Annotated in this window: 21 protein-coding genes; 6 read left to right on the forward strand and 15 right to left on the reverse strand. The window is 68.9% G+C overall.

The window, feature by feature from the left end; all coding sequences use genetic code 11:
- Window positions 1-17: 17 nt before the first annotated feature.
- The 12 genes from trxC to ACO2Q2_RS13480 form a co-directional block, all read right to left on the reverse strand.
- Window positions 18-455 (reverse strand): thioredoxin TrxC, encoded by a 438-nt coding sequence (trxC, locus tag ACO2Q2_RS13425; RefSeq protein ID WP_423256292.1) that lies wholly within the window; start codon window positions 453-455, stop codon window positions 18-20.
- Window positions 456-617: 162 nt separating this feature from the next.
- Window positions 618-1,553: a hypothetical protein gene (locus ACO2Q2_RS13430; protein WP_423256293.1), complete on the reverse strand. Its 936-nt coding sequence runs from the start codon at window positions 1,551-1,553 to the stop codon at window positions 618-620.
- Window positions 1,550-3,943 carry an LTA synthase family protein gene (locus ACO2Q2_RS13435; RefSeq protein ID WP_423256294.1) on the reverse strand — a complete coding sequence of 798 codons (2,394 nt, stop codon included), beginning with the start codon at window positions 3,941-3,943 and terminating at the stop codon, window positions 1,550-1,552. The genes ACO2Q2_RS13430 and ACO2Q2_RS13435 overlap by 4 nt, the downstream gene beginning before the upstream one ends.
- Entirely contained in the window at window positions 3,943-5,235 is a 1,293-nt protein-coding gene (locus ACO2Q2_RS13440) for a YaiO family outer membrane beta-barrel protein (RefSeq protein WP_423256295.1), read from the reverse strand. Before ACO2Q2_RS13440 ends, ACO2Q2_RS13435 begins: the two co-directional genes overlap by 1 nt.
- Window positions 5,232-6,743 (reverse strand): glycosyltransferase, encoded by a 1,512-nt coding sequence (locus ACO2Q2_RS13445; protein WP_423256296.1) that lies wholly within the window; start codon window positions 6,741-6,743, stop codon window positions 5,232-5,234. Before ACO2Q2_RS13445 ends, ACO2Q2_RS13440 begins: the two co-directional genes overlap by 4 nt.
- Window positions 6,740-7,795 carry a HEAT repeat domain-containing protein gene (locus ACO2Q2_RS13450; RefSeq protein WP_423256335.1) on the reverse strand — a complete coding sequence of 352 codons (1,056 nt, stop codon included), beginning with the start codon at window positions 7,793-7,795 and terminating at the stop codon, window positions 6,740-6,742. Before ACO2Q2_RS13450 ends, ACO2Q2_RS13445 begins: the two co-directional genes overlap by 4 nt.
- Before the next feature lie 171 nt (window positions 7,796-7,966).
- On the reverse strand, window positions 7,967-9,469 hold the full coding sequence (locus tag ACO2Q2_RS13455; RefSeq protein ID WP_423256297.1) for a S10 family peptidase: 1,503 nt from the start codon (window positions 9,467-9,469) through the stop codon (window positions 7,967-7,969).
- An 86-nt stretch (window positions 9,470-9,555) separates the two neighbouring features.
- A complete protein-coding gene (locus ACO2Q2_RS13460) occupies window positions 9,556-9,984 on the reverse strand; it encodes an FKBP-type peptidyl-prolyl cis-trans isomerase (protein WP_423256298.1) in 429 nt (142 codons plus the stop codon).
- A 215-nt stretch (window positions 9,985-10,199) separates the two neighbouring features.
- The gene (msrB, locus tag ACO2Q2_RS13465; RefSeq protein WP_423256299.1) at window positions 10,200-10,670 is read right to left on the reverse strand and encodes a peptide-methionine (R)-S-oxide reductase MsrB; all 471 of its coding nucleotides are present in this window, start codon (window positions 10,668-10,670) and stop codon (window positions 10,200-10,202) included.
- Window positions 10,671-10,751: 81 nt separating this feature from the next.
- On the reverse strand, window positions 10,752-12,029 hold the full coding sequence (locus ACO2Q2_RS13470; protein ID WP_423256300.1) for an amino acid permease: 1,278 nt from the start codon (window positions 12,027-12,029) through the stop codon (window positions 10,752-10,754).
- Window positions 12,026-13,114, reverse strand: coding sequence for an aromatic ring-hydroxylating oxygenase subunit alpha (locus ACO2Q2_RS13475; protein WP_423256301.1), 1,089 nt, complete (start codon window positions 13,112-13,114; stop codon window positions 12,026-12,028). The genes ACO2Q2_RS13470 and ACO2Q2_RS13475 overlap by 4 nt, the downstream gene beginning before the upstream one ends.
- Window positions 13,115-13,387: 273 nt before the next feature.
- Entirely contained in the window at window positions 13,388-15,259 is a 1,872-nt protein-coding gene (locus ACO2Q2_RS13480; RefSeq protein WP_423256302.1) for a 3'-5' exonuclease, read from the reverse strand.
- A gap of 211 nt (window positions 15,260-15,470) precedes the next feature.
- Here ACO2Q2_RS13480 and ACO2Q2_RS13485 point away from each other — a divergent pair, with 211 nt between their 5' ends.
- Entirely contained in the window at window positions 15,471-16,646 is a 1,176-nt protein-coding gene (locus tag ACO2Q2_RS13485) for a GGDEF domain-containing protein (RefSeq protein ID WP_423256303.1), read from the forward strand.
- Between the two features lie 144 nt (window positions 16,647-16,790).
- Here ACO2Q2_RS13485 and ACO2Q2_RS13490 read toward each other — a convergent pair whose 3' ends face one another.
- A complete protein-coding gene (locus ACO2Q2_RS13490; RefSeq protein ID WP_423256304.1) occupies window positions 16,791-17,744 on the reverse strand; it encodes an oxygenase MpaB family protein in 954 nt (317 codons plus the stop codon).
- A 328-nt stretch (window positions 17,745-18,072) separates the two neighbouring features.
- Here ACO2Q2_RS13490 and ACO2Q2_RS13495 point away from each other — a divergent pair, with 328 nt between their 5' ends.
- On the forward strand, window positions 18,073-19,143 hold the full coding sequence (locus tag ACO2Q2_RS13495; RefSeq protein WP_423256305.1) for a 3-deoxy-7-phosphoheptulonate synthase: 1,071 nt from the start codon (window positions 18,073-18,075) through the stop codon (window positions 19,141-19,143).
- 18 nt (window positions 19,144-19,161) lie between these two features.
- Here ACO2Q2_RS13495 and ACO2Q2_RS13500 read toward each other — a convergent pair whose 3' ends face one another.
- On the reverse strand, window positions 19,162-19,587 hold the full coding sequence (locus tag ACO2Q2_RS13500) for an OsmC family protein (RefSeq protein WP_423256306.1): 426 nt from the start codon (window positions 19,585-19,587) through the stop codon (window positions 19,162-19,164).
- 147 nt (window positions 19,588-19,734) lie between these two features.
- Between ACO2Q2_RS13500 and ACO2Q2_RS13505 the strand changes: the two genes are divergently transcribed.
- Together ACO2Q2_RS13505 and ACO2Q2_RS13510 are read left to right on the forward strand one after the other, a co-directional pair.
- Window positions 19,735-20,025: a GNAT family N-acetyltransferase gene (locus ACO2Q2_RS13505; RefSeq protein ID WP_423256307.1), complete on the forward strand. Its 291-nt coding sequence runs from the start codon at window positions 19,735-19,737 to the stop codon at window positions 20,023-20,025.
- A 29-nt stretch (window positions 20,026-20,054) separates the two neighbouring features.
- Window positions 20,055-20,747: a DUF1345 domain-containing protein gene (locus ACO2Q2_RS13510; RefSeq protein ID WP_423256308.1), complete on the forward strand. Its 693-nt coding sequence runs from the start codon at window positions 20,055-20,057 to the stop codon at window positions 20,745-20,747.
- Window positions 20,748-20,857: 110 nt separating this feature from the next.
- Here the strand turns inward: ACO2Q2_RS13510 and ACO2Q2_RS13515 are convergent, their stop codons facing one another.
- On the reverse strand, window positions 20,858-21,340 hold the full coding sequence (locus tag ACO2Q2_RS13515) for a YajQ family cyclic di-GMP-binding protein (RefSeq protein WP_423256309.1): 483 nt from the start codon (window positions 21,338-21,340) through the stop codon (window positions 20,858-20,860).
- Window positions 21,341-21,516: 176 nt separating this feature from the next.
- On the opposite strand from ACO2Q2_RS13515, the gene ACO2Q2_RS13520 reads away from it, so the two are divergent.
- Both ACO2Q2_RS13520 and ACO2Q2_RS13525 read left to right on the forward strand, forming a co-directional pair.
- Window positions 21,517-22,698, forward strand: a complete 1,182-nt coding sequence (locus tag ACO2Q2_RS13520) for an NAD(P)/FAD-dependent oxidoreductase (RefSeq protein ID WP_423256310.1) — start codon at window positions 21,517-21,519, stop codon at window positions 22,696-22,698.
- Between the two features lie 81 nt (window positions 22,699-22,779).
- Window positions 22,780-23,670, forward strand: a complete 891-nt coding sequence (locus ACO2Q2_RS13525) for an NAD(P)-dependent oxidoreductase (RefSeq protein WP_423256311.1) — start codon at window positions 22,780-22,782, stop codon at window positions 23,668-23,670.
- The last annotated feature ends 95 nt before the right edge of the window (window positions 23,671-23,765 follow it).

Consider the following 23,765-nt stretch of genomic DNA (forward strand, 5'->3'; position numbering starts at 1 on the left):
GGGTGAGGTGCTGCCGCTCAGCGCAGCGCCCCATCCACGAACTGGCGCAACTGGCCGGCGTTGAGCGCACCGGACTGGCGCGCGATCTCGCGCCCCTCGCGCAGCAGCACCAGGGTGGGAATGGAGCGGATCGCGAAGCGCTGCGCCACCGCCTGCTGTGCGTCGGTGTCCACCTTGGCCAGCCGCACGCGCGGTTCCAGTTCTTTCGCTGCCGCGGTGAACACCGGGGCGAAGCCGATGCACGGTCCGCACCAGGTGGCCCAGAAATCCACCAGCACCGGCAGGTCGCCGCGGCCGGCGATGGCGTCGAAGTTGGCGCTGGTCAGCTCCACCGGATGGCCGGTGAACAGCGGTCGATGGCAGCGCCCGCAGTTGGGATGCTGGCCGAGGCGTTCGGCAGGCACGCGGTTGAGTGCGCTGCAGTGCGGGCAGGGAACGGCGAGAGGCGAGGTCATGGCGCGATCCGGAGACGGGAATGCTCCCCAAGATGATGGCCGGCGCGCCGGGAACAAGTCCCCGGCAGTGTTCGCGTTGTCAGCTGCCTGAACGGCCGCCCGCCCGCCCAGCGCGTCGCGGCCAGCGCGATCGATCACGTACGCGCGGGTTGATGGATCGCGCTATTCCCGATGGCGCGCGACCCAGTTCCGGTAGGTCCGGTAATGGTGAATCGCGAAGCCGGCGAACGACGGATGGTCGCGCAGCGCCAGCTCCACCGTCCGCAACGCCTGCCCGAACACTTTCGGCCCCGCCTTGTCGAACGTGATCTTCTCAAGCTCATTGGGCGAGACCTCCAGGCCGATCACCACCTTTTTGCCGACACGTTCGGCATAGGCGATTTCGCTGGCGGCGTGGGACAGAATGCTGTCACTGCCCTCGACCTTGTGGCGGTAGTCCATCAGGGCGACGTAATCGAACACGTCGATGGCGTGTTCGCTAGCCGGCTTTTTGACGCCCCGCCAGTCCAGTGCGATGCCGTCCAGCCAGAACGGGATGGCCGGACCTACCGTCAGCGTGGCGTGGTGGTCGCGCTTGATCTTCATCAGCGCCCTGCCCATGTCGAGGAACCCGGCGAGCAGGCGCTCGCGGGTGTGGTCGTTCCATTCGTCGAGGATGTGCGGCTCGATGTCCAGGTTGGCGCCGTCGAAGCGCGCCGCGGCCGGCGCGGCGACGTTGTATTTCACCACGCGGTGGAACATCTCCTCGGCCTGCCTGCGATAGGCGGGCAGCACGTAGCGCTCGGTGTGCAGGTAGCTCGAACCCAGCAGCGCGTACACCTTCATGTGCTGCCGATGCAGGCGCTCGATGAAGGTGCGATACAACTCCGGACGCTCGACGATCAGGTTGTGGCCCTGGTACGCATCGGCATAGAGGTACACGGTGTCGATATGCTGCGACTGCAGGTAGGCCACCGCTTCCCGCGCGACGGCCGGATCCTTGACCATGGCATAGGATTCGGCTTCCCAGGTCCATATGGCGCGGCTGGCGCCGGCCATCGCAGCGAACGGCAGCACGCACAGCAGCCCCATCAGGCACCAGCGGGACGTGCGGCTCATGGCGCACTTCCGACCGCGGCGCCGGCATCCACCGGGATATGGTAACGCCCCTGTCCGACCGGTTTGCCGGTTTCCGGATCGGACGGGAACACCGAGACATAGCAGCGACTGCTGCAGGCGTCGGCATGCCGCAGGGCCAGTTGCACCTGCTGGTGGCCATGGGCGGGCAGCTGCAGGGCCTGGCCGGAGGTTTCCTGCAGCTCCCGACCATCCCCGGCGCTCAGCACCAGCAGCGGCACGAAAGTGCGGCTTGCCTGCGCATCGCCGTTGTCGAACCGGGCGGTCAGCCGCAGGTCGTGGCCCGCCCGCGCCACCGTGACCGATCGCGTCGAGAGGCCGGGCACGACCGGCGCGCTGCCGACCGGCTGCAGCGTCGGCGGGGCCGCCGCGTAGGCCACCAGCTCCGGCCTTGCGCCGTCCGGAGCCAGCGCCCGTTGCTGCATGAAGATCGCATTGGCGCGCTCGTAACGCCGCAGGCGGCGCACCACCCAGTCGCGCGCCGTCGCATCGTCGCTCGGCAGCAGGTGCATGCCTTCCTGCAGCTCGAACAACTGCCCGTCGTGCAGCCACCAGAGGCCGGCGAGGTAATCCGGCGCGCTGGTCTTGGTCTGCTGCAGGGGCCACTGGTGGATGTTGCGGAAGCTGTCGTCCGTGTCCAGGGCGCCGCCCAGCCACGGCGTCTGCGCCGGTCGCTTCAGTCCGTAGGTATGCGACAGCAACGCCATCAGCGATGGCGTGACGTCCAGCTGCGAGGACACGGCGCGAAAGTGCCTGGCCTGCGTCAGCAGCGGCGAGAAGATGAGCAGGGGTACGCGATAGCGGTCGATGTGCTCGCCCATCGGGATCTCCGGCAGGCGATGGTCGCCGGTGATCACGAAGATGGTGTCGGCGTACCAGGGCTGCCTGGCCACCGCATCGAAATAGCGGCGCAACTGGTCGTCGGTGTAGAGGATGGTGCTGTAGATGTCGGCATGGGCCCGATAGGCGGCCAGCTCGCCGTCCGGAATGTGCAACTCGCGCAGGCGCCGTTCGAAGCGTGCGCGATAGGCATCCTGGCCCGGAAACCTGTAGACGGGGTGCATCGAGATGGTCTGCATCGCCAGCAGGAACGGGGTTGGCTGTTGCGCGCTGTCGGCCAGCACGCGCGAGACCAGCTCCTGGTCCGGGTAACCCCATTCGCTGAAGGGGTTGAGCGCGTAGCCGGAGCCGAAGTTCGTCCTGTCCACCAGCTTCTGCACGCCCTGCAGCTGCATGAACTGGCGTTCGTGGTCGAAGCGGGTGTCGGTGCCGTTGTAGAACGCGCTGTGGTAGCCCTGCTCCTCCAGCAGGTTGAACAGTCCCGGGCTCGGCGGCATGCGCGCGTCCAGCGCGGTGAAGCCCTCCCGCGCGAACGGCGCCGAGTTGAACAGGCTCGGCAGCACGCCGAAGGTGCGGCCCTGGGTGGCGAGGAAATGGTCGAAATACAGGCTGCGCGTCGCCAGCTTGTCGAGGAACGGCGTGAAGCTTCCCAATGACGCCTGCACGCCGGAGAACGAGCGGCCGAGCCCTTCGACCACGATCACCACCACGTTGGGCGGGCGGCCGTCGGCGGTGGGCGCGAAGTATGCACCGAGCGTGTCCGGCGTCTGCTCGGGGTGCAGGAACGGAAACCGCGGATCCAGCGGCGGCCCGTCGGTGCCGGCAACTGCCGCCGCTGCCTCACCGGATGCGGGCAAGGGTGCCGTGGCGGCACGGCGGCTGGACCAGCGCCAGAGGTCGGCACCGAACCACGCCAGTTTGTTGCTGGCCAGATCGCGCGCGGCGTCGCTCTTGAGCACCTGCGTACCAGTGGGGAGCGATGGCAGCCATGCCAGCAGGCCGACGATCAGCAGCGCGCCGGTCCACCGCATGGAGCCTTCGGATCGCCGCGCGAGCCCATACACGCCGGCCCAGAGCAGCAGCAACGGCAGGCCGCAGGCCAGCACGCTGCGCAGGCCGAACGGCGTGCCGGACACGGTGGTGTGGATTTCCGCCACGCTGTATCCGAACAGATCCGCTCCCAGCGGCACGCGCGCCACTTGGAAGTACTGGTCGAGCGCGGCCTGCGCCACGACAGGCAGCGACCACAGCGCGGTCAATGCCGCGATGCGCAGCCGCTGGCGCCGCAAGGCCAGCAATGGAAGCGACAGCAGCAGCAGGATCGGCACCGCGCGCAGCAGCACCAGAGCCGCCTGCGCCATGGCGATGCCGGCGATGGCCCACTGCTGGCTGCCGTCCGCGGTGATATCGGCGACGCCATCGACCACCGCCCACACCACCAGCGCCAGCTGCGCCAGCACCCATGCCGGGTATGCGGCGGAGAAGCGCGACCAGGCGTTGCCCGCACGCGGGGAGGACGCGGACGGCGCCATCACCACAACCTGTACAGCGTCATCGAAACGATCCGTTCGTTGATGCCAGCCACGTCGCTGCCCCTGCCGTAACCGGCACTTGCCTTGAAACCCCAGCGCGGCGACAGGTAGTGGCTCCAGGCGACGCCGAAGGCGGCACTGTGGTTGACCACCTGGGTGTCGAAGCGATTGATGTCCGTGCTGCGGCCGTTGCCGACGCTCAACTCCACGTAGTCGAAGGCATCGCCGCGGTAGTAATTGCGCACCAGCAGGCGATGGCTCCAGCTGCCTGAGCCGACGCCGGGCACGTATTGCAGCTTGTAGCGCGCGTACCAGTTGCCCCAGTAGCGGCCGACGCCGACGCCGTAGAACCGGGTGTCGCTGGTGAAACGCAGATGATCGACGCTGGCCGACAGCTCCCAGCCCCGGCCCACGCCCTGGAACACCTCCGCGCGCCATGCCTGTCGCGGCAGGACGCCCGAGCGGGGACCCTGCTGGTAGCGCAGGTTGACGTAGGCGCGCGACCAGAGCGGCGCGTAGCCATCCAGCGCCAGCGCATGGTCGCGGCTGCCGAAATGATCGGCGCGCAGCAGTTCCAGCCCCAGCGAGCCCCGGCTGAAGTAGCGGCGCAACGACAGCTCGGCATCGTTCCAGCCCTGCCGCCCGCCGGTGAAGCCGGTGTGGCTCCAGCCCAGCGAGGTGCCCCAGTGGTAACCGCCGCCGAGCTCGGCGGCGCGCGGCAGCAGGCTCTGCCGCAGGCTGTCGATGTCGGTGGGATCCGCCCCGAGCGCCGCGGCGGCATCGAAATCGGCGCGCGCCGCGTCGAGCTGCCCTAGATCGCGCCGGACACGTCCGCGTGCGATGTATGCGCGCGGCTCGCGTGGTGCCAGTGCGATCCAGTGCGCATAGGCATCGACCGCCTGTCGCGGGCGATCGCTCCAGCGATAGAGGTCGCCCAGCGCCGACCAGGCATCGGCGTATTGCGGACTTTGCCGGACCACCGTGCGCAGGTCGCTCTCGGCCGCGTCGTATTGCCCGTCCCAGGCATAGGTGCGTCCGCGCGCCAGCAGCAGGTCGCCGTTCCCCGGGTGTTCGGCCAGCAGCGCCGTATAGCGCTGGATGGCCAGCTTTTTCTGGCCACTGGTGGCGAGCTGCCGTATCTGCACCATCTCCGATGCCAGTGAGTCGGGAGCGGCGGGCTGCGCGACCAGCCAGGGCGGGAACGTCGCCATCGCCAGCAGTACCAACCACCGGCTGCGGAACCACCGGGACGGGGGGTGCCGCGCGATGGCGGTCGGATGCGCGGGTGTCATGGGCGGCGGTTTCCATCGGCATGCCAGTCGGCCGGCGTCGTTTCGTTTTCCGGCGGCTGGTGTTGCCACGATCCGTCGCGATTGATGTGGCCCCATCGATGATGTTGGCGCAGTCCCAGCAACCACAGCACGGTGCCGTAGAAGCGCCAGCACGAATTCAGCTGGCGGTAGCCGAAGTTCTCCAGCACCGCCACGGCGAACAGCCGCAATTGCTGCGATGGCCGCGCGTACAGGCCGAAGGACAACTCTTCCAGCAGCATCGCGTTGACCGAAAGCAGTATGCCCATGCCCACCGCTGCCGCCAGGAAAATCAGGAACACCTGCAGCGGCACCATGCCCGCCAGGGCCAGCACGATCATCGAGACATAGCCGACCACCTCGATGAGCGGGCCGAGGAACTCGAACACCAGCATGAACGGGAAGGCCAGCCATCCCGCCGCTCCGCCGCGACGGCTGAACATCAGGCCGATGTTGGACCACAGGCTTTCGGCCAGGCCGCGCTGCCAGCGCACGCGCTGGTGGCCCAGCGAGGTGATGTCCGTCGGCACCTCGGTCCAGCACACCGGATCGGGCACGAACACGATGCGGTAGTCGCGCCCTTCCTCGCACAGGTTGCGGTGCAGCCGGACCACGAGATCCATGTCCTCGCCCACCGTATCGTCGCGATAGCCGCCGATGGCGATCACGCGCTCCTTGTAGAACACGCCGAACGCGCCGGAGATGATCAGCAGCGCATTCATGGGCGACCAGCCCATGCGTCCAAACAGGAAGGCGCGCAGGTACTCGACCACCTGGAAGCTGGGCAGCCAGCGGTCGGGCAGGCCCACTTTGGACAGCATGCCGTTGCTGACCGTGCAGCCGTTGAGCACGCGCACGACGCCGCCGCTGGCCACCACGCGCGCGTCCTCCAGGAATGGACGCACCACCCGCGAGAGGCTCTCCGGTTGCAGGATGCAGTCGGCGTCCACCACGCAATACAGCGGATAGCGCACGCAGTTGATGCCGGCATTGATGGCATCCGACTTGCCGCCCTTGGCCTTGTCCACCATGCGCACGCGCGGGTAGCGCGCCGAGCCGTAGACGCCTCTGACCTCCGCCGTTTCCAGCCGGTCGCGGTAGGCCTCGGGCACTTTCACCAGGCCAAAGGCCTCGATCAGCACATCGCGGGTGCGATCGCTGGAGCCGTCGTTGACCACGACGATCTCGAACATGGGGTAGTCGGTCTTGAGCAGCGAGTGCACCGAGGCCACGACCGACTTCTCCTCGTTGTGCGCGGGCAGCACGATGCTTACCGGAGGCTGGTATTCGCGCAGTCCGGGCGGCAGGTAGTTGGCCCGGAATTCGCGCATGTAGCGCACGATCTGGTAGGCGGAGATGTAATTGAGGATCAGGTAGGCCAGATTGATCGCCACGAAATAGACCATGAAGATCCATTGCGCCGACGCCAGCGCAGGTCCCCAGGAATCGTAGGGATGGCCGATCGCGGAAGCATCCCAGTGACTGTTCACGCCACGATCCCCAGGTCGTGTTCGCCGAGCACCTGGTCGATGATGTCCCGGCCAAAGGCATCGGTCTGGCGCTGCTGCAGCCGGCGCAGCGCCAATGCATCCATGCCCGGCAGCGCCAGCAGCGCCTGTGCGGCCCGATAGCGCACCCACCACACCTTGTCGGCCAGCAGCGGCTCCAGGCGGTGCGAGTCGGCAGCTTCGCCGATCCGCCCGAGCGCCGCCGCCGCATGCATGCGCACGTGCCAGCGGGAGGAGTCGAGGAAGCCTGCCACCCGTTCGCGGTCCTGCTTCTCGCTCACCAGTTGCAGGCAGACCGAAATGGCATGGTCGTCCAGCGCACTGTCGAGCAGCCGCCGGATCACTCCGGCGGCATGTCCGGGATCGATGTCGGCAAGGAACCTCACCAGCTTCACCATCGTGCCGGTGTTGGCGTGCAGCAGGGCGTTGTCGAGTTCGCGTATCGCGCTGCCGTCCTCATTGCGGGCCAGGATGCGCGCCACGTTGCCCGGCATCCAGTCGTCCCGCTCCATGATCATCGGCACGAACATGGCCATGGCCTGCGGCGGGTCCACCTTGCCCAGCGCGTAGGCCGCGCACAGCGAGACGATCGGGCTGTGATCCTTGAGGAACGGCACCAGTTCGTCGAACACCCGGGGATCGCGCAGGTGCCCCAGCGCCATGATTGCCATGGCACGGTCGTGGTAATTGCCGGACAACATCTGTCGCGCTGCGTCCATCAGGCAGGCCCGATGCCCCAACGGCAACAATCGCGCCGAGTCCGGCCGGGACAGCGATTCGTGGGCGGCGTTCCACGCTTCGATGAAACCGGCCACCTCATCGCGTGCCAGGCGCCGAACCGGTACCTGTTCCCCCGCCAGCGTGTGCCGCATCACCTGCGTCCAGTGCTGCAGCGCGCGTTTGTCGCGCAGCTCACGCCTTTGCGAACGGACCCGCAGGAGGACGATCAACATCAGCAGGGTCGCCGCAAGCAACAGGGTGAGCGACGCCACCCAGTAGGCCACAGTCAGCAGCGTCGCCCCATGGGTAGCCATTTCCTTCACGCGTTCTCCCTCGTTGCCCGGACATCGCGTGGTCGAAACCGCAGTGGGCGCCAGTGTCAAGCATGATCCGTACCAGGCGCTGGCGGCAGCGTCTGGCTAATACGACGCAAGCGGCCCGCCGGTTGCCCGACGGGCCGCTGCATGGCGGGATCGACCGGTGGCTCACCTGGCGTCGTACAGTGCCTGCACGTCGGCACGCAGCTGCGCCTGACTGTCCGGGCGGGCGTAGAACATGTGGCCGCCAGCGTAGCTCTTCACCTGCACCCGCGTGGGATCGCCCATCGCCGGCATCTGGTCGACCACCAGCACCGAGGCCATGAACGGGCAGGACAGGTCGTCCCAGCCGTGGGCGATCAGCACGCGCAGGCCCGGGTCGTTGGCCACCGACTCGCGCAGCTCGTTGACCGAGCCGCGGTTGGCGTCCTTGTCCCGGTGCCACAGGCGGTTCACCCGGTAGCTGAGCGCGTTGTAGCGCGCGTCCACCTTCCAGCCGACGGTCTTGGTGACGAAGTTGACCATCGCCGTGGTGGTGGGCGCGATGATGCCGTTGAGGATCGGGTCGCCGGTCATCTGGCGCGGCGCGTACGGGAACGGATCCCACGCGGTGACGTTGGAGTCGTAGCGACTGCCCAGCTTGCCTTCGGCGCGATAGACCTCGCGCAGGTAGGCCTGGGTTTCCAGCCGCCCGCCCGAGCGCTTGACGAACAGCGGATCGAGGCCGGTCAGCTCGGTCACCTTCTTGATCATCGCCGCGGTGGCGGCCGGATCGCTGCGACCCTTCATCAGCGTGGTGGCGTATTCGCCGCGGGTGTAGGCGACGATCGGCGCCATCGCCGCGGCACTGAGCTTGTGCTGGCGCTCCAGGTTGGCCGCGGCGATCGAGGGCAGGGTGAGCATCCACGGCAGCGGCGAGACGTTCTCGTCGTCCGACGCGGCCGGGTCGAGGTAGGGCGATACCAGCACCAGGCCGTTCATCGCCACGCCGAGCCGGGTCTGCAGGTAATCGGTGACGCGCGGGCCGCGGAAGCCGCCGTAGCTCTCCCCCACCAGGTACTTGCGCGAGTCCATGCGGCCGTTCTTCACCAGCCAGTCGTAGACGATGCGCGAGAGATACTTGATGTCGTTGTCGGTGCTGTAGAACAGCTCGGTGGCTTTCTTGTCGTCCACCAGCGCGCGGCTGTAGCCGGTGCCGATCGGATCGATGAAGACCAGGTCAGTGAAGCCCAGCCAGGTGCCGGGGTTGTCGCGCAGCGTGGCCGGGTCGGACGGATTGGCGCCCTCCACGCCGAAGTTGACCCGCTTCGGGCCGATCGCGCCGAGGTTGAGGTACACCGACGACGCGCCGGGTCCGCCGTTGAGCGCGAAGGTCACCGGGCGGTCCTTGCCGGGCATGGTGTAGGCGGTGAACACCACCTCGCCGGTGATCTCGCCCTGCTCGTTGCGCACCGGCAGCGAGCCCACCGTGACGGTGTACTTCAATGTCTTGCCGTCCACCGTGGCGCTCTGCGTGATGTGCGCGTCGGCCGGCAGCGGCGGCAGGTGGAAATCCTTGTCGGCGACGGCGGGCGCGTCGGCGGCGGCAGTGGGTTTGTCGGCGGCGACGGCGGTAGCCGACACGCCGACGGTCAGTGCGGCGAGCAGGGCAAGCGGGAGGGCGTGGCGCACGGTGGAGTCCTGGCGGGGAAAGTCCCCGACCGTAGCGGTGGGGGTGCGCCGGCGACCGTGCAGGAAGTCATGGTCCGGGCAACTCCCTACTTGATGCCGACCAGCTCCACGTCGAATACCAGCGCCGCGTTCGGCGGGATGTCGCCGCCGGCGCCGCGGCTGCCGTAGCCCATCGCCGAGGGCAGCAGCAGGGTGCGCTGGCCGCCCACCTTCATGCCGACCACGCCCTGGTCCCAGCCCTCGATCACCTGGCCGGCGCCGAGCGGGAAGGTGAAGCTGCCGCCGTGGTCGAACGAACTGTCGAACTTCTTGCCATGGTGGTCCGGCGCCTTGGGGTCGTACAGCCAGCCGGTGTAGTTCACCTCCACCGTGTCGCCGGCTTTGGCTTCGGCGCCGGTGCCGACGGTCCGGTCGATCGTCTGCATCGCCGGGATGTCGGTCGCCGTGGTGGCGTTGCCCGAAGGGCTGGAACAGGCGGCGAGAAGCAGCGGAAGCAGGCAGAGCAGACGGCGCATGGGAGAGACTCGCTTCTGATTGAGCCGGCATTGTAGCCGGCGCCCTCGCGGCAAGGCCGCGCCTGCAGCGGGTAGCCCAGCGACACCGTCAGGCTGTTGTTCCAGCAGCTGGCGCCACCGTTGCTGCCGGAGATGACACGGGTCAGGCGACGAATGACACGAATGTGAGGCTGCCGGACTTGTCCGGTTGTCCGGTTGCCCGGGCGATCCGGAGATCAGCCGGCGTCCGCCACGCCTTCGGGGGCGCCGCGGCCCAGCATGTCGGGCAGCGGCTGGCCCTGCTCGGTGAAGCTCAGCGACACCGAGTTCAGGCAGTGGCGCTGGCCGGTGGGCGGCGGGCCGTCGGGAAAGACGTGGCCAAGGTGGCTGCCGCAGCGCGCGCACACTTCCTCGGTGCGCAGCATGCCGTGGCTGGTGTCGCGGATGGTGCGGATGTGCGCCTCGTCATACGGCTGGAAGAAGCTCGGCCAGCCGGTGCCCGAGTCGAACTTGGCGCTGGAGCGGAACAGCGGCAGGCCGCAGAAACGGCAGGTGTAGATGCCGGTCTTCCTGTTGTCGAGGAACGCGCCGCAGAACGCGGCCTCGGTGCCGTGCCGGAGCAGCACGCGGTGCTCGTCGGGCGTCAGGCCGGCAGTGATCGCCTGGCGCTGCGTGTCGGTGGGCGGGGTGAGATCGAATCGGCTCATGGCAGCTCCGTGCAGTCAGGTTCGTGCAGCCTGTGCGAGGTGGGGTCGTTCGCGCGCGAGGCAAGCGAGACGGTGCGCGGCTCACTGCCGGCGGCGCTGCCAGCGGTACACCGGCCAGCCCATCGCCACCAGCACCGCGCCCCAGCCCAGCGACTCCAGTCCGGTGCCGACCAGCGCCCACGCCGCGTAGGCGAGCGCGGTGGCCGCCACCAGCCTGCGCGCGATGCCGGCAGTGCGCTCGATGCGCCACCAGCCCAGCACGCTCATCAGGTAAGGCAACAGAGTGGTGGCGGTGGACAGCAGGATCGAGAACGTGAACAGCACGACCAGGCTGCGGGTGAAGTTGGCGGCGATCAGCACGCTCGCCAGCACGCTGCTCGCCAGCAGGCCGAACACCGGCGTACCGCGCGCGTCGACGCGCGCGAACGCGGCGGGAAACAGGCCGTCGCGTGCGGCCGGAAGCGGCGTCTGCGCCTGCAGCAGCACCCAGCCGTTGAGCGCGCCGAAGCACGACACCACGGCGACCGCCGCCAGCGCCGTGCCGGCCAGCGGCCCCCAGGTCTGGCTCGCCGCCTCGATCATCGGGGCCGCCGAGTGGGCCAGCCGTTCGCCGGGCAGCAGCCCGATCACCACCGTGCAGGCCAGCATGGTGGCGACGCCGGCGATCAGCATGCCGGCCACGGTGGCGCGGGGTACCGTGCGCGCCGGATCCCGCACCACGCCGGTGGGTACCGTAGCCGCCTCGAAACCGAGCATGGCCCACAGCGTGAGCGCGGCCGTCGCACTGGTCACGCCCACCAGCGGCAAGCCGCTGGGATTGAACGGATGGAATGCTGCCAGCCGCACCGAGGCCAGGCCGAGCACGCCGAACAGCAGCAGCGGCACCAGCTTCAGCAGCGTGGTGAACAACTGCACCCGGGCCGCCTCGCGCACGCCGGCCAGATTGATTGCGGTGCACAGCCACAGCGCGCCCAGCGCGCAGGTGGCGCCGCGCAGCGGCGTGGCGGTGGCCGGCGGCCACAGCGCGCCCAGGCTGCCGGCGAAGGCCACCGCGATCGCCGCATTGGCGCTCCAGGTGCACACCCAGTAACTCCACGCCACGGTGAATCCGGCGCCGTCGCCAAAGGCGCGATGGGCATAACCGTAGGCACCGCCGTGATTGGGCACGGCCCGGGCCAGCCACGCGTAGACCACCGCCAGTGCCAGGGCGCCGCCCAGCGTGATCGCCCAGCCGAGCAGGCTGGCCGCGCCGTAGGGCGCGAGCGTGGCGGGCAGCAGGAACACGCCCGAGCCGATCATGTTGCCCACCACCAGGGCGACCAGCGCCGCCTGGCCGAGCGGGCGGCGACGGTCTGTCACGCGTCGCTGCCGACGGCGCGGTAGGCGCGGCGCAGGATCTCGTGGAAGTGGTGCACCGCGTTCTCGCGCAGCGGGTTGAGCCGCCCGGCGCTGTACGAGCCGCAGGCGAGCCCGCGCTGCACGTCCTCGCAGATGGTCACGTCCTCGTCCTGTACCTGGTCGCTGAAGGCGACGTCCCGGGCGCGGCGCGCCATCGCGGCCTCGCCGCTGCCGGGCGCGTAGTAGAAGTCGAACTCCACCCGGCAGCGGTCCACGCCCAGCGGCAGCACGCGGTTGGTCTGCAGCCGGCCCGGCAGGATGTTGAGCATGGTGTTGGGGTAGAGGAAGTAGTACAGCGCCTCGCCGCTGCCGTAGAGCTCGTCGGCGCTTTCCAGCGGGCTGAACTGGAACGAGTACCACGGCGCCGTCTCGGTGACGTAGCTGCGGTAGTCCAGCACGCTGTTGAGGCCGGGATGGATATGCGGCACGTGGTAGCCCTCCAGGTAGTTGTCCACGTACACCTTCCAGTTGCAGGCCACTTCCCAGCTGGCGCGGTGGTGGAAGACGAAGCCGTCCATCCCGCGTCCGGCGCCCAGCCGCGCGTCGATGCCGTGCACGAATTCGTCGAACGGCGGCGCTTCGCCGGTGGCCACGAACACCAGCCCCTGCCACACCTGCACGCGCACTTCGGGCAGGCGGATCCGCGCCGGGTCGAAGTCGGGCGTGCGGCCCATTTCCGGCGCGCCGCGCAGCACGCCGTCCAGGCCGTAGGTCCAGCCGTGGTAGCGACAGCGCAGCGCGGTGGCGCCCTTGCCGTCGCAGCTGGCGACCGGGCCGGCGCGGTGGCGGCAGACATTGTGGAAGGCGCGGATGGTGGCCGCGTCGCTGCACACCACCAGCAACGGCAGGCCCGCGATGCTGGTCACGCGATGGTCGCCGACTCCGGCAATCTCCGACTGGTGGCAGACCAGCTGCCAGCTTCGGGCGAACACGGCGGCGGCGTCGATCACCGGCATGCGGGGGTCGACGTAGTAGCGCGCGTCCAGCGCATGCGCGTGGTCGAGCGGCTGCGGGGCGAGGGTGTCGGGGGAGAGCAGGTTGGTCATGGGATCGAAGGCAAGGCAAGGTCATGGTGGATTCCCGCTTTCGCGGGAATGACGAGCAAAATACTCAATTCCGCGGCGCTTCCGGAACCGCCAGAAGAATCCGACGTCATTCCCGCGAAAGCGGGAGGCGCTTTTTCAACGGCGGCAGCCGGTCATTCACCTTGGCCCTGGACCGGCCAAAAGCGGATTTTCGGTCCCGATGTCGGGAAGCGCCCCCATCTGTTCGGGCGCGGCGCCTAACCCTTGCGGAATCGCGGGTGCCAGACGTTCCACTCACGCCAGCGCCTCCAACTGTCCCTGCACGTCGTTGATGGCGTGGCGGATGCGCTGGCTGAAGACCGAATCCTCGTGGTGGATCAGCACCAGCCGTTCGGTGGCGCGGGTCATCGCCACGTAGAGCAGGCGCGCCTCCTCGGTCTCGTCCTTGCCCGGCTTGGGCAGCGAGCCCAGGCCCGGGATGATCACGAACGGGAATTCCAGACCCTTGCTGGAATGCATGGTCACCAGCTTCACCGCATCCTCCACCAGGAACAGCGTGCGCTTGGCGTCGCCTTCGGCCAGGCGGCTGGCGATGCCTTCGCGCTTGAGCGCCTCGTGCAGCTTCTCGCCCTCCCACTGGTTGCGGAAGATCACCACCATGTCCGACAGCCGCCGGCCATTGGCGGCCTCGTCGCGGATGCACTGGATCAGCACGGTGAGCTGCGCGGCGGCGGTGTCGGTGCGGATCAGCTCCGGCACCGCGCCGCGGCGGCCGGCGCTCTCCGGCGCGATCAGCGGCACGCCGTCGTCCTCGCCGGCGCGCTCGATCAGCAGGTCGCTGGCAAAGCCGCGGGCGACGGAGAGGATCTCCAGCGTGTTGCGGTAGTTGAGCTTGAGGATGGTGGTGCGGCCCTGCGCCTGCACGCCCAGTTCCTTCCAGGTGAACTTGCGCCGGTCGCTCTTGCCGTAGATGTTCTGCGCGTCGTCGTACAGCACCAGCAGCGAGTTGGTGCTGGGGTCGACCATCTGCACGATCAGCTTGTACCAGTCCGGCTCGAAGTCGTGGCCCTCGTCGACCAGCACCGCGCCGTACTGGAAGCGCGGGATCTGCTCGCGCTCCACGCCCGTCATCACCCGCTCCACCATCTGCGCGAAGAAGTTCTCGCTGCCTTTTTCCGGCAGGTCGACGTGGTAGGTCACCAGCATCTGCCGGCACCAGGCGTGGAAGTTGCGCACGCTGACCTTGTCGGCCAGGCCGCGCTCGCCCACCAGTTGATCCAGCCGCGAGGCGAGCGTCTTGTTGTAGCAGAGCACCAGAATGGGCTTGGCCATCATCCGCGCCAGCTGCAGCGCGCGGAAGCCGAGGATCATCGTCTTGCCCGAGCCGGCCACGCCGTGGATCAGCCGGTGGCCGTCGCCCAGCGAGCGCGCCAGCTGCTCCTGCTGGGCGTCCATCACCTTGATCAGCTCGGGGATCTCGATCGCCTTGGCCGGCGCGTCGGCGGCCGGGAACAGGCCGAACTGGCCCGCGGCGGGGTCCACCCGCAGTTCGGGGAACAGGTGCCAGCGCACCCGGTCGATCTGCGGCAGGGTGAGCGCCACCGGAAACACCTGCGGGAACATCGCCCACAGCCGCTCCTGGAACGCTTCGGCCTCCACCGTCTCGTAGATCTCGTCGCGGCAGATCACCAGGTGCGGCGGCATCACCGCCTCCAGTCCGGCCTCGTCGAACTGCTTGCGGCTGATGTTGGCCAGCACCACGCCCCAGCCCCACGGCATCACCAGCTTGCCGGCGTGGCGATGGCCGGGCGGAAAATGCAGCGCCGGGTCGCGCTGCAGCACCACGCCCACTTCCAGCGCAAAGGCGCGCGCCTGCAGCAGCGGGTTGTTCTCCTTCACCGTGCCGCGGTCGGTGATCAGGGTGAACTGGGTGCTGTCGGCCTGCAGGACGGTCTCGGCCTTCCAGTCCTTCACCTCCAGCACCAGCAGGCCACGGCGCGGGTGCACGATGACGAAGTCGGGGTGGCGCTGCTTCGGGCCCACCGGCACGTCGTACCAGATCAGGTAGTCGTCTTCGAGCTTCTGTTCGAGTCGTTCCGAGACGCGTTTCTCGCCGCTGGTCATGCGCGGCAGGCAGCTGTTGCGGGTGGGAATGAGGGTGGCCATCCAGCGTCCGGCGAGTTTTCCTACGGCGAAAGTAGCGAAACCCCGCGGGCTGTCAACGGCGGGTATTCGCCCGTCAGCCGCGATCCGGCGCGTGTTGCGCGCACGCCGCTTCGCGCAGCGCGGGCGTGGCGGTTACCATGCGCAGGCCGCCAGGGCAGCGCACGGAGCGGGCAGCACGTCACGCCCGTGAAGATCGGTCGAGGGGGAGAGGATGCCGGTTCAGATCGAAACGCTGTCGCTGATCAATGCGGTGCAGGTCCTGGCCCTGGGCCTGATGCTGTGGGCCGGCACCCACGGCGACAACGGGCCCACCCTCATGGCGATCCGCCTGCGCGCGCTCGCGCTGGGCATCGAGGCGGCGGGCTACGCGGTGCTGGCGCTGCAGGCGTTCATTTCGCCGGCCACCCTGCTGATGGGCGGCAACGCCCTCAATCTGCTCGCGCAGGCGATGGTGGTGGTATCCATCCGGATGCTGCTGGGCAAGCCGCTGCGCATCAAGGCGGCCACGGCGATCGCCGTGCTCGGCTGGGCCGGCGTGGTGTGGCTGGGCATCGTGTATCCCGATTACCGCCTGCGTGTGCTGTGGGGCTCGCTGGCGATCGCCGCCAACGTGCTGCTCAACATCGAGGCGTTGCAGGGAGGCTGTCACAGCAGCGGCAACCGTGCACGCTGCGTGCTGCTGTGGGTCTACCTGCTGGCGCTGGCGCTGGTCCTGTGGCGCAACGGCGCGCTGTGGTTCGCCGCCAATCCACCCGACGAGATCGCCACCCCTTCGCCGGTGAACGTGTTCTACGTCCTGCTTTCGGGCATGCAGCCGCTGCTGGCCAGCATCGGATTCCTGTTGCTCTACAACGAGATCCTGCGCCGCGAGCTGCACGACCTGGCGCGCATCGACCCGCTCACCGGCGTGGCCAATCGGCGCGCCATGAGCGAAGTCTCTGAGCGCATGCTGCGCGAGGCGCGCGCCTGGCGCGGGTCGGTGGGCGTGCTGCTGATGGACGTCGACCACTTCAAGGCCATCAACGACCGCTTCGGCCACGACGGTGGCGACAAGGTGCTGCAATCGCTGGTGACCGGCATCCAGGGCATCCTGCGTCCCGACGACGTCGTGGGTCGCGTCGGTGGCGAGGAGTTCCTGGTGCTTTCGCCGGGGGTCGATGCGGAAGGCGTGCTCCTGCTCGGCGAGCGCATCCGCAGCTCCGTCGAGCGCGAGGTGCTGCAGATCGACGGCGAGAGCCTGCGGCTGACCGTGTCGATCGGCACGGCGGTGGCCGGGTCCGGCGAGTGGGACATGAACACGCTGCGCCGCCGCGCCGACGCGGCGCTGTATGCCGCCAAGCGCGCGGGCCGCAACCGGGTCGTGGCCGGTGGCGAGGTGGTCGCCTAGGAGCGGGGGCCGTAGAAATCTTTGGGCTGCGATTGTGCTCTCATCCATAGGCTGCGCCTCTCGTCGGGCTTGCATAGTGTGGCTATGCGCACCCTCCGATAGACGCATCCCATGGCGATAGCCCCATCTCGCTATCCAAAGTTTCTACGGCCCACGCTCCTGGCAGCCTGTCGGCGCATTCCAGCGATGCAGCGAGCGCGGATCGCGCCCCAGCCGGCGGCAGGCATGCGCGGCGATGCCGTCGGTGAGCGCAGCGCGGAACACCGGGGCCACCGCCCACAACGCGTGCGCGGCCATCCGCGCCTGCACGCGCTGCAGCGGCGTGCGGCGCAGCATCCGCAGCGCCCATTCCGGCAGCAGGGCGGCACCGGCGTGCAGGAACACGTCGCGCGACAGACCCGCCGCCGGCACCGGCAGGCGCACGTTGCCCAGCACCTCCAGCACCACGCGGGTGCGCCCGGTCCAGGCGAGGGTGGGGCGCACCTGGCGGAAGTAGGCCAGCACCTCGGCTTCGCTGCGCGGCACCTCGCGCGCGCCCAGCGCCTCGGCCACGCGGCGCGACTCGTCGTAGTAGCGGTCGGCCGCGCCCGCGGGCAGACGGATGTGGCTGTAGCGGCGGTAGCCCTGCAGGAAGCTGTACGCCTCGGTGACATGCACCCAGGTGAGCAGGGCCGGATCGTTGGCCTGGTATGGACGGCCGTCCTCCGCCACGCCGCGCACCTGGTCGTGGATATGCCGCACGCGTTCGATCAGCGCCTCGGCGGCGGCGCGCGGGGCGTAGGTGGTGCCGCCGACGAAGGTGGTGGTGCGGCGCAGCCGACCGACCAGATCCTCGCGGAAGTTGGAGTGGTCCCACACGCCGGCCAGGGCCAGCGGATGCAGGGTCTGCAGCATCAGCGCGGCGAGGCCGCCGGCCAGCATGCCGGGGAAGTCGGCGTGGATGCGCCAGGTGGCGCCGTCCGGGTCGAACAACCCCGGATCGCCCACCGGCGCGTCGTAGTCCACCACGCCACCGCCGTGGCGCGGAAACGCCTCCACCACCCAGCGGCGGATCGCCGCCTGGGCCGGGCGCGTGACGAGGTGCAGGGGTGTGGGCATCACGCGATCTTAGCCGCCACGCATGCGGCAGCCGCACCGCGGCGGCGGGCCTGCGGCAACCTGCGTCGGCGGCGCAGGCGCGAGCCGCGGCGGCTTATGCCATTTTCGACGTTTGCATCGGCGGCGCGATGTGTTATCCATAGCTGCATGTCGATCCGCACCTTCCACGCCTACGTCTGGTTTTATGGCTATCCGAAGCCGCAGGCGGAGCCAGGGGCGCGATCGTAGGCAACACACCGATCCCACCGAATCCTGAAAGCCGCCAGCCCACCACTGGCGGCTTTTTTCATGGCTGCCGTGGACCCCGAACCCCGAGGAGCCCCGCCCCATGCATCCGTCCACCGACGACCTGCGCATCCGTGAACTCAAGCGCCTGAGCACGCCCGCCGAAGTGATCGGCGACTGCGCCAGCCCTGATGCGGCGCATCGCACGGTCAGCCGCGCCCGCGAGAAACTCCACGCCATCCTGCAGGGCCGCGACGACCGCCTCGCCGTGGTGATCGGCCCATGCTCGATCCACGACACCCGCGCCGCCATCGAGTACGCCCAGCGGCTTGCCGCCGAGCGCGAGAAGCACGCCGATGCGCTGGAAATCATCATGCGCGTGTACTTCGAGAAGCCGCGCACCACGGTGGGCTGGAAGGGGTTGATCAACGATCCGGATCTGGACGGCAGCTTCCGCATCGACCGCGGCCTGCGCCTGGCGCGCGGCCTGCTGATCGGCATCAACGAACTGGGCGTGCCGGCCGGCTGCGAGTTCCTGGACATGATCACCCCGCAGTACATCGCCGACCTGGTGAGCTGGGGCGCGATCGGCGCGCGCACCACCGAAAGCCAGGTGCATCGCGAGCTGGCGTCGGGGCTGTCCTGCCCGGTGGGCTTCAAGAACGGCACCGACGGCAATGTGAAAATCGCCGTGGACGCGGTGCAGGCGGCGTCGCAGCCGCACCATTTCCTGGCCGTGACCAAGGACGGCCGCACCGCCATCGCCGCCACCGCCGGCAACGGCGACTGCCACGTGATCCTGCGCGGCGGCAGCGCGCCGAACTACGACGCGGCCAGCGTGGAGGCGGCCAGCGCCGCGATCGCCAAGGCCGGCCTCGCGCCGCGCCTGATGATCGACGCCAGCCACGCCAACAGCGGAAAGAAGCCCGAGAACCAGCCGGCCGTGCTGGCCGACGTTGGCGCGCAGATCGCCGCCGGCGAGTCGCGGGTGATCGGCGTGATGGTGGAAAGCCATCTGGTCGCCGGTCGGCAGGACCTCGTGCCCGGCCAGCCGCTGACCTACGGCCAGAGCATCACCGACGGCTGCATCGACTGGGACGCCTCGGTGACCGTGCTGGCGCGGCTGGCCGAGGCGGTGCGGGCGCGTCGCCAGACCGTGCGACAGGTGGCCTGAGCAAAACCTCGCGGCAACTCACGATTCCAGCGTGGCATCCAGCGTGATGTTGGCCTTGAGCACCTTCGACACCGGGCAGCCGGCCCTGGTCGCCTGCGCGATGCGCTCGAAGGTGGCCGCATCGGCGCCCGGCACTACGGCCTTGCAGGTGAGGTGCACCGCGGTGATGGCGAAGCCGTCGCCGTCCTTGTCCAGCGTCACCACCGCCTTGGTGTCGATGCGGTCGGCGGTGAGCCCGGCTTCGCCCAACCCCAGCGACAGTGCCATCGAGAAGCAGGCGGCGTGGGCGGCGCCCACGAGTTCTTCCGGATTGGTGCCGGGACCGTCCTCGAAGCGAGAAGTGAAGCCGTAGGGCGCCTCGCGCAGGACGCCGGTTTCGGTGGAGATGCTGCCGGTGCCGGTGCGCAGGTCACCGGACCAGTGGGCGGAAGCGGACTTCTTCATCGGGGAATCTCCTCACCATGGCGGGCCGCGGCGGCCCGGTTCGACGCGCCATGGTGCGCGCCGGGGCATTCATGAAACGCGAAATCCTGCGACCGCGACGCTGATGCCGCAGGCCGTATGCTTGCGCTTTGCCATGGAGCGCCCCGCATGACTGTCTCCTTCGAAATCCAGCACGACGAGCTTGCCCACCGCTTCCACACCGTCGTCGACGGCCAGCATTGCCAGCTGGACTACAGCCTGGGCGGCCCCGGTGGCGCGGTGATGAGCATCGACCACACCGGCGTGCCGGCCGCCGTCGGTGGTCGCGGAATTGCCGCGGCGCTGGTTCAGGCCGCGTTTGCACTGGCGCGCCAGCGCGGCTGGAAGGTCGATCCGGCCTGCTCGTACGCGGTGGTGTGGGCGCAGCGCCATGCAGACGTCGCCGATCTGCTCGTCTGACCCTCAACGTCGCCGTCCGGACCCATCGCATGAGCGCCAGCCTTCCGCCGGATTCATCCCAGTCCACTTCATTGCCGCGCCGCTGGCGGCCGTGGCGTTCGCTGCGCGCGCGTCCGCGGCTCAGCCTGTCCGCGGCGATCTTCGTGCTGGTCGGCGCCGTACTGGTCGGTGGCGGCATGTCGCTGGCGCCGGCGCTGCTGCTGGGCTTCGATGCGGGCGCGGCGATCTTCCTCGGCGGCACGTGGCGGCTGTTCGACCGGGCAACCACGGCCACCATGCGCGAACAGGCGCGTCGGCAGGACGCCGGGCGCTGGGGCATCCTGTGGAGCGCGATTGGCGTGACCACGGTGGTGATGGTGGCGCTGGGCACCGAACTGCATGCGGCCGCGAGCGGCGGTGCGCTGACCCTGGCGGTGGCTGCACTCAGCATCGTGCTGGCGTGGCTGTTCATCAACGTGATGTTCGCGCTGCACTACGCGCACGGCTTCTACGGCGACTACGGCAGCCAGCACCAGGGGCTGGACTTCCCCGGCAAGCAGGAGCCCGACTACTGGGACTTCGCCTATTTCTCCATCGTGATCGGCATGACCTTCCAGGTCTCCGACGTGCAGATCAGCAGCCGCACGCTGCGCCGCATGGTGCTGCTGCACAGCGTGATCGCGTTCTTCTTCAACGTGTTCATCATCGCCGTGACGGTGAACATCGTCGCCGGGCAGGCGTAGGAGTGAGGAGTGAGAGGGAGCTTGCCCCGATTCGATGCCCGCCGCGGCTTCTCTCTCACTCCTCACTTCTATTCACTCACTCCTCGCCTTACCGCCGCCCGGGCGATGGTTCAATCGCGGAAGTTGTCGAACTGCAGCGGCACGTCGACGTCGCTGTTGCGCAGCAACGCCATCGCCGCCTGCAGGTCGTCGCGCTTCTTGCCGGTGACGCGCAGCTTCTCGCCGTTGATCTGCGCTTCCACCTTGAGCCTGGCCGCCTTCAACGCGGCGATCAGCTTCTTCGCGGCCGGCTGCTCGATGCCTTGCTTCACGGTGATCTTCTGCCGCGAGCCGACCACGTTGGTTTCAGGATCGGCGATGTCCAGCGCACGCAGGTCGATTCTGCGGGTGGACAGGCGCGTGGTGAGGATGTCGCGCATCTGCTTGAGCTGGAACTCGCTGGCGCCCGCCACCGTGATCACCAGGTCGTCCAGTTCGAACTTCGCGTTGCTGCCCTTGAAGTCGAACCGCGTGGTCAGCTCGCGGTTGGCTTGGTCCACGGCATTGGTGAGCTCGTGCCTGTCGACTTCGGAAACCACGTCGAAAGAGGGCATGGCAGCATCTCGGGCGGTGAGGGGAGGATCGCCAGTGTAAGCCAGTCGCCGCATGGGATAATCCTCGCCCGTCCCCTCGACCCGTCATTCCAGCGTACGCTGGAATCCAGCGCCTTCATGTCCGCATTCAGCCGCAGCCGCCGATTTCTCCCCAGCCAGCCCGCGAGCGACCGCCCATGAACGTCGACGTGCTGGTGATCGGCGCCGGCGCCGCGGGCCTGATGTGCGCGATCACCGCCGGCCAGCGCGGCAAGCGCGTGCTGGTGGTCGATCACGCCAACCGGCCCGGCAAGAAGATCCTGATGTCCGGCGGCGGGCGCTGCAATTTCACCAACACGGGCACCACGCCGGCGAACTTCCTCTGCGCCAACCCGCACTTCGCCAAGTCGGCGCTGGCGCGCTACACGCCGCGGGATTTCATTGCGCTGGTGGAGAAGCACCGCATCGACTACCACGAGAAGGAACTCGGCCAGCTGTTCTGCGACGAGTCCTCCAAGCTGATCGTGCGCATGCTGCTGGACGAGTGCGCGGCGGCCGGCGTGGAAGTGCGCATCCGCTGCGCGGTGAGCCGGGTACGCAAGGTCGAGGGCGGCTTTCGCGTGGCCACCGCCACGGGCGAGGTGCAGGCCGCCGCGCTGGTGGTGGCTACCGGCGGCCTGTCGATTCCCGCCATGGGCGCCACCGGCTTCGGCTACGAACTGGCCAAACAGTTCGGCCACGGCGTGCTGCCGACCCGTGCGGGACTGGTGCCGCTGACGCTCAGCGGCAAGCACCAGGAGCGCTACCGGGATCTGGCCGGGCTGGCCCTGCCGGTGAGCGAGGCCAAGCTCGGCAAGCGCGGCTTTCGTGCCGGCCTGCTGTTTACCCATCGTGGGCTCAGCGGGCCGTCGATCCTGCAGATTTCCAGCTACTGGCAGCCGGGCGACGACCTGCGCATCGACCTGTCGCCCGAGGTCGATGCCGGCGACTGGCTGATCGGCCAGCGCTCCGATCGCCCTGCCGCCGAACTCAGGACCGTGCTCGGCGAGCTGCTGCCCAGGCGCCTGGCGCAGCGCCTGTGCGAGCTGTGGCTTGAGAGCCGGCCGATGCGCCAGTACCGCGAGGCCGAGCTGGTCGACATCGGCAAGCAGCTGCATGACTGGCCGATCGTGGCCAGCGGCACCGAGGGCTATCGCACCGCCGAGGTCACGCTGGGCGGGGTGGACACCAACGAGCTCTCCTCGACCACGATGGAGTCCCGGCGCGTGCCCGGGCTGTACTTCATCGGTGAGGTGGTGGACGTCACCGGCTGGCTGGGCGGCTACAACTTCCAGTGGGCGTGGGCCTCGGGCCACGCGGCCGGCGAAGCGGCCGGCTGACGCGGCCACGGGCCGCGCTTCGCGGGGACTGAACGCATCGCGTGCTTTCATGCGTGGCTGATTCCTCGCAAGGAGATCCGCATGAAAGTCGGCTTTATCGGTCTGGGTGCCATGGGCAGTGCGATGGCGAGCAACCTGCTTGCCGCCGGCCACGGCGTGACGGTGTGGAACCGCTCGGCGGCGGCAACCGAGCCGCTGGCCTCGCTGGGTGCGAAGGTCGCCCGGACGGCCGATCGCGCCGTGCTCGGCGAGGTGGTGTGCTCGATGCTGGCCAACGACCAGGCGGTGCGTGCCGTGTTCCTCGACAGCGGCCTGCTGGACGCGATGGACCCCGGCACCGTGCATGTGAACCACGCCACCATCTCGGTGGCGCTGGCACGCGAGCTGGCCGAGGCGCATGCGGCGCGGGGGATCGACTACGTCGCCGCGCCGGTGTTCGGTCGGCCGGATGCCGCGGCGGCGGCCCGGCTGCAGATCGTGGCGGCCGGCAAGCCGGCCGCGGTGGACACGGTGCGGCCGCTGCTCGAAGCGATGGGCGCGAAGATCTGGCCCATGGGCGAGGCGCCCGAGCGCGCCAACGTGGTGAAGATCGCGGGCAATTTCATGCTCGCCGCGGCGATCGAATCGATGGCCGAAGCCTGTGCGCTGACCCGTGCCCACGGCGTGGGCGCCGCGGAGTTCCTCGAGATGATGACCTCGACGCTGTTCGCTTCACCGGCCTATCAGGGCTACGGCAAGCTGATCGCCGAGGAGCGCTACAGCCCGGCCGGCTTCGCCATGCCGCTGGGCCTGAAGGACGTGGGGCTGGCGCTGGACGCCGGCGAGGCCACGCGTGTGCCGATGCCGTTCGCCGGCGTGCTGCGCGACAACTTTCTCGACGCGCTGGCCCACGGCGGCGAAGCACTGGACTGGTCGGCGCTGGCTTTGGTGGCGGCGCGGCGTGCCCGGCTCGAAGACCCTGCCGAAGCCTGAGCATGTACCGCCGCGCCATGCGTGATCGGATCCGCGTAGCGGACCGGACGGTCTGGCTTGTCGCATGGCTGGCGGCACCCCACCTGTACTGAATC

The organism is Dyella sp. KRB-257 (assembly GCF_049445995.1).
Classification (GTDB): domain Bacteria; phylum Pseudomonadota; class Gammaproteobacteria; order Xanthomonadales; family Rhodanobacteraceae; genus Dyella_A.

What these genes read in the sequence shown, in the direction of transcription:
- trxC (WP_423256292.1), bottom strand. Translation starts at nt 455, where the DNA reads ATGACCTCGCCTCTCGCCGTTCCCTGCCCGCACTGCAGCGCACTCAAC.
- ACO2Q2_RS13430 (WP_423256293.1), bottom strand. Translation starts at nt 1,553, where the DNA reads ATGAGCCGCACGTCCCGCTGGTGCCTGATGGGGCTGCTGTGCGTGCTG.
- ACO2Q2_RS13435 (WP_423256294.1), bottom strand. Translation starts at nt 3,943, where the DNA reads ATGGCGCCGTCCGCGTCCTCCCCGCGTGCGGGCAACGCCTGGTCGCGC.
- ACO2Q2_RS13440 (WP_423256295.1), bottom strand. Translation starts at nt 5,235, where the DNA reads ATGACACCCGCGCATCCGACCGCCATCGCGCGGCACCCCCCGTCCCGG.
- ACO2Q2_RS13450 (WP_423256335.1), bottom strand. Translation starts at nt 7,795, where the DNA reads ATGGCTACCCATGGGGCGACGCTGCTGACTGTGGCCTACTGGGTGGCG.
- ACO2Q2_RS13460 (WP_423256298.1), bottom strand. Translation starts at nt 9,984, where the DNA reads ATGCGCCGTCTGCTCTGCCTGCTTCCGCTGCTTCTCGCCGCCTGTTCC.
- msrB (WP_423256299.1), bottom strand. Translation starts at nt 10,670, where the DNA reads ATGAGCCGATTCGATCTCACCCCGCCCACCGACACGCAGCGCCAGGCG.
- ACO2Q2_RS13475 (WP_423256301.1), bottom strand. Translation starts at nt 13,114, where the DNA reads ATGACCAACCTGCTCTCCCCCGACACCCTCGCCCCGCAGCCGCTCGAC.
- ACO2Q2_RS13480 (WP_423256302.1), bottom strand. Translation starts at nt 15,259, where the DNA reads ATGGCCACCCTCATTCCCACCCGCAACAGCTGCCTGCCGCGCATGACC.
- ACO2Q2_RS13485 (WP_423256303.1), top strand. Translation starts at nt 15,471, where the DNA reads ATGCCGGTTCAGATCGAAACGCTGTCGCTGATCAATGCGGTGCAGGTC.
- ACO2Q2_RS13490 (WP_423256304.1), bottom strand. Translation starts at nt 17,744, where the DNA reads ATGCCCACACCCCTGCACCTCGTCACGCGCCCGGCCCAGGCGGCGATC.
- ACO2Q2_RS13495 (WP_423256305.1), top strand. Translation starts at nt 18,073, where the DNA reads ATGCATCCGTCCACCGACGACCTGCGCATCCGTGAACTCAAGCGCCTG.
- ACO2Q2_RS13500 (WP_423256306.1), bottom strand. Translation starts at nt 19,587, where the DNA reads ATGAAGAAGTCCGCTTCCGCCCACTGGTCCGGTGACCTGCGCACCGGC.
- ACO2Q2_RS13505 (WP_423256307.1), top strand. Translation starts at nt 19,735, where the DNA reads ATGACTGTCTCCTTCGAAATCCAGCACGACGAGCTTGCCCACCGCTTC.
- ACO2Q2_RS13510 (WP_423256308.1), top strand. Translation starts at nt 20,055, where the DNA reads ATGAGCGCCAGCCTTCCGCCGGATTCATCCCAGTCCACTTCATTGCCG.
- ACO2Q2_RS13515 (WP_423256309.1), bottom strand. Translation starts at nt 21,340, where the DNA reads ATGCCCTCTTTCGACGTGGTTTCCGAAGTCGACAGGCACGAGCTCACC.
- ACO2Q2_RS13520 (WP_423256310.1), top strand. Translation starts at nt 21,517, where the DNA reads ATGAACGTCGACGTGCTGGTGATCGGCGCCGGCGCCGCGGGCCTGATG.
- ACO2Q2_RS13525 (WP_423256311.1), top strand. Translation starts at nt 22,780, where the DNA reads ATGAAAGTCGGCTTTATCGGTCTGGGTGCCATGGGCAGTGCGATGGCG.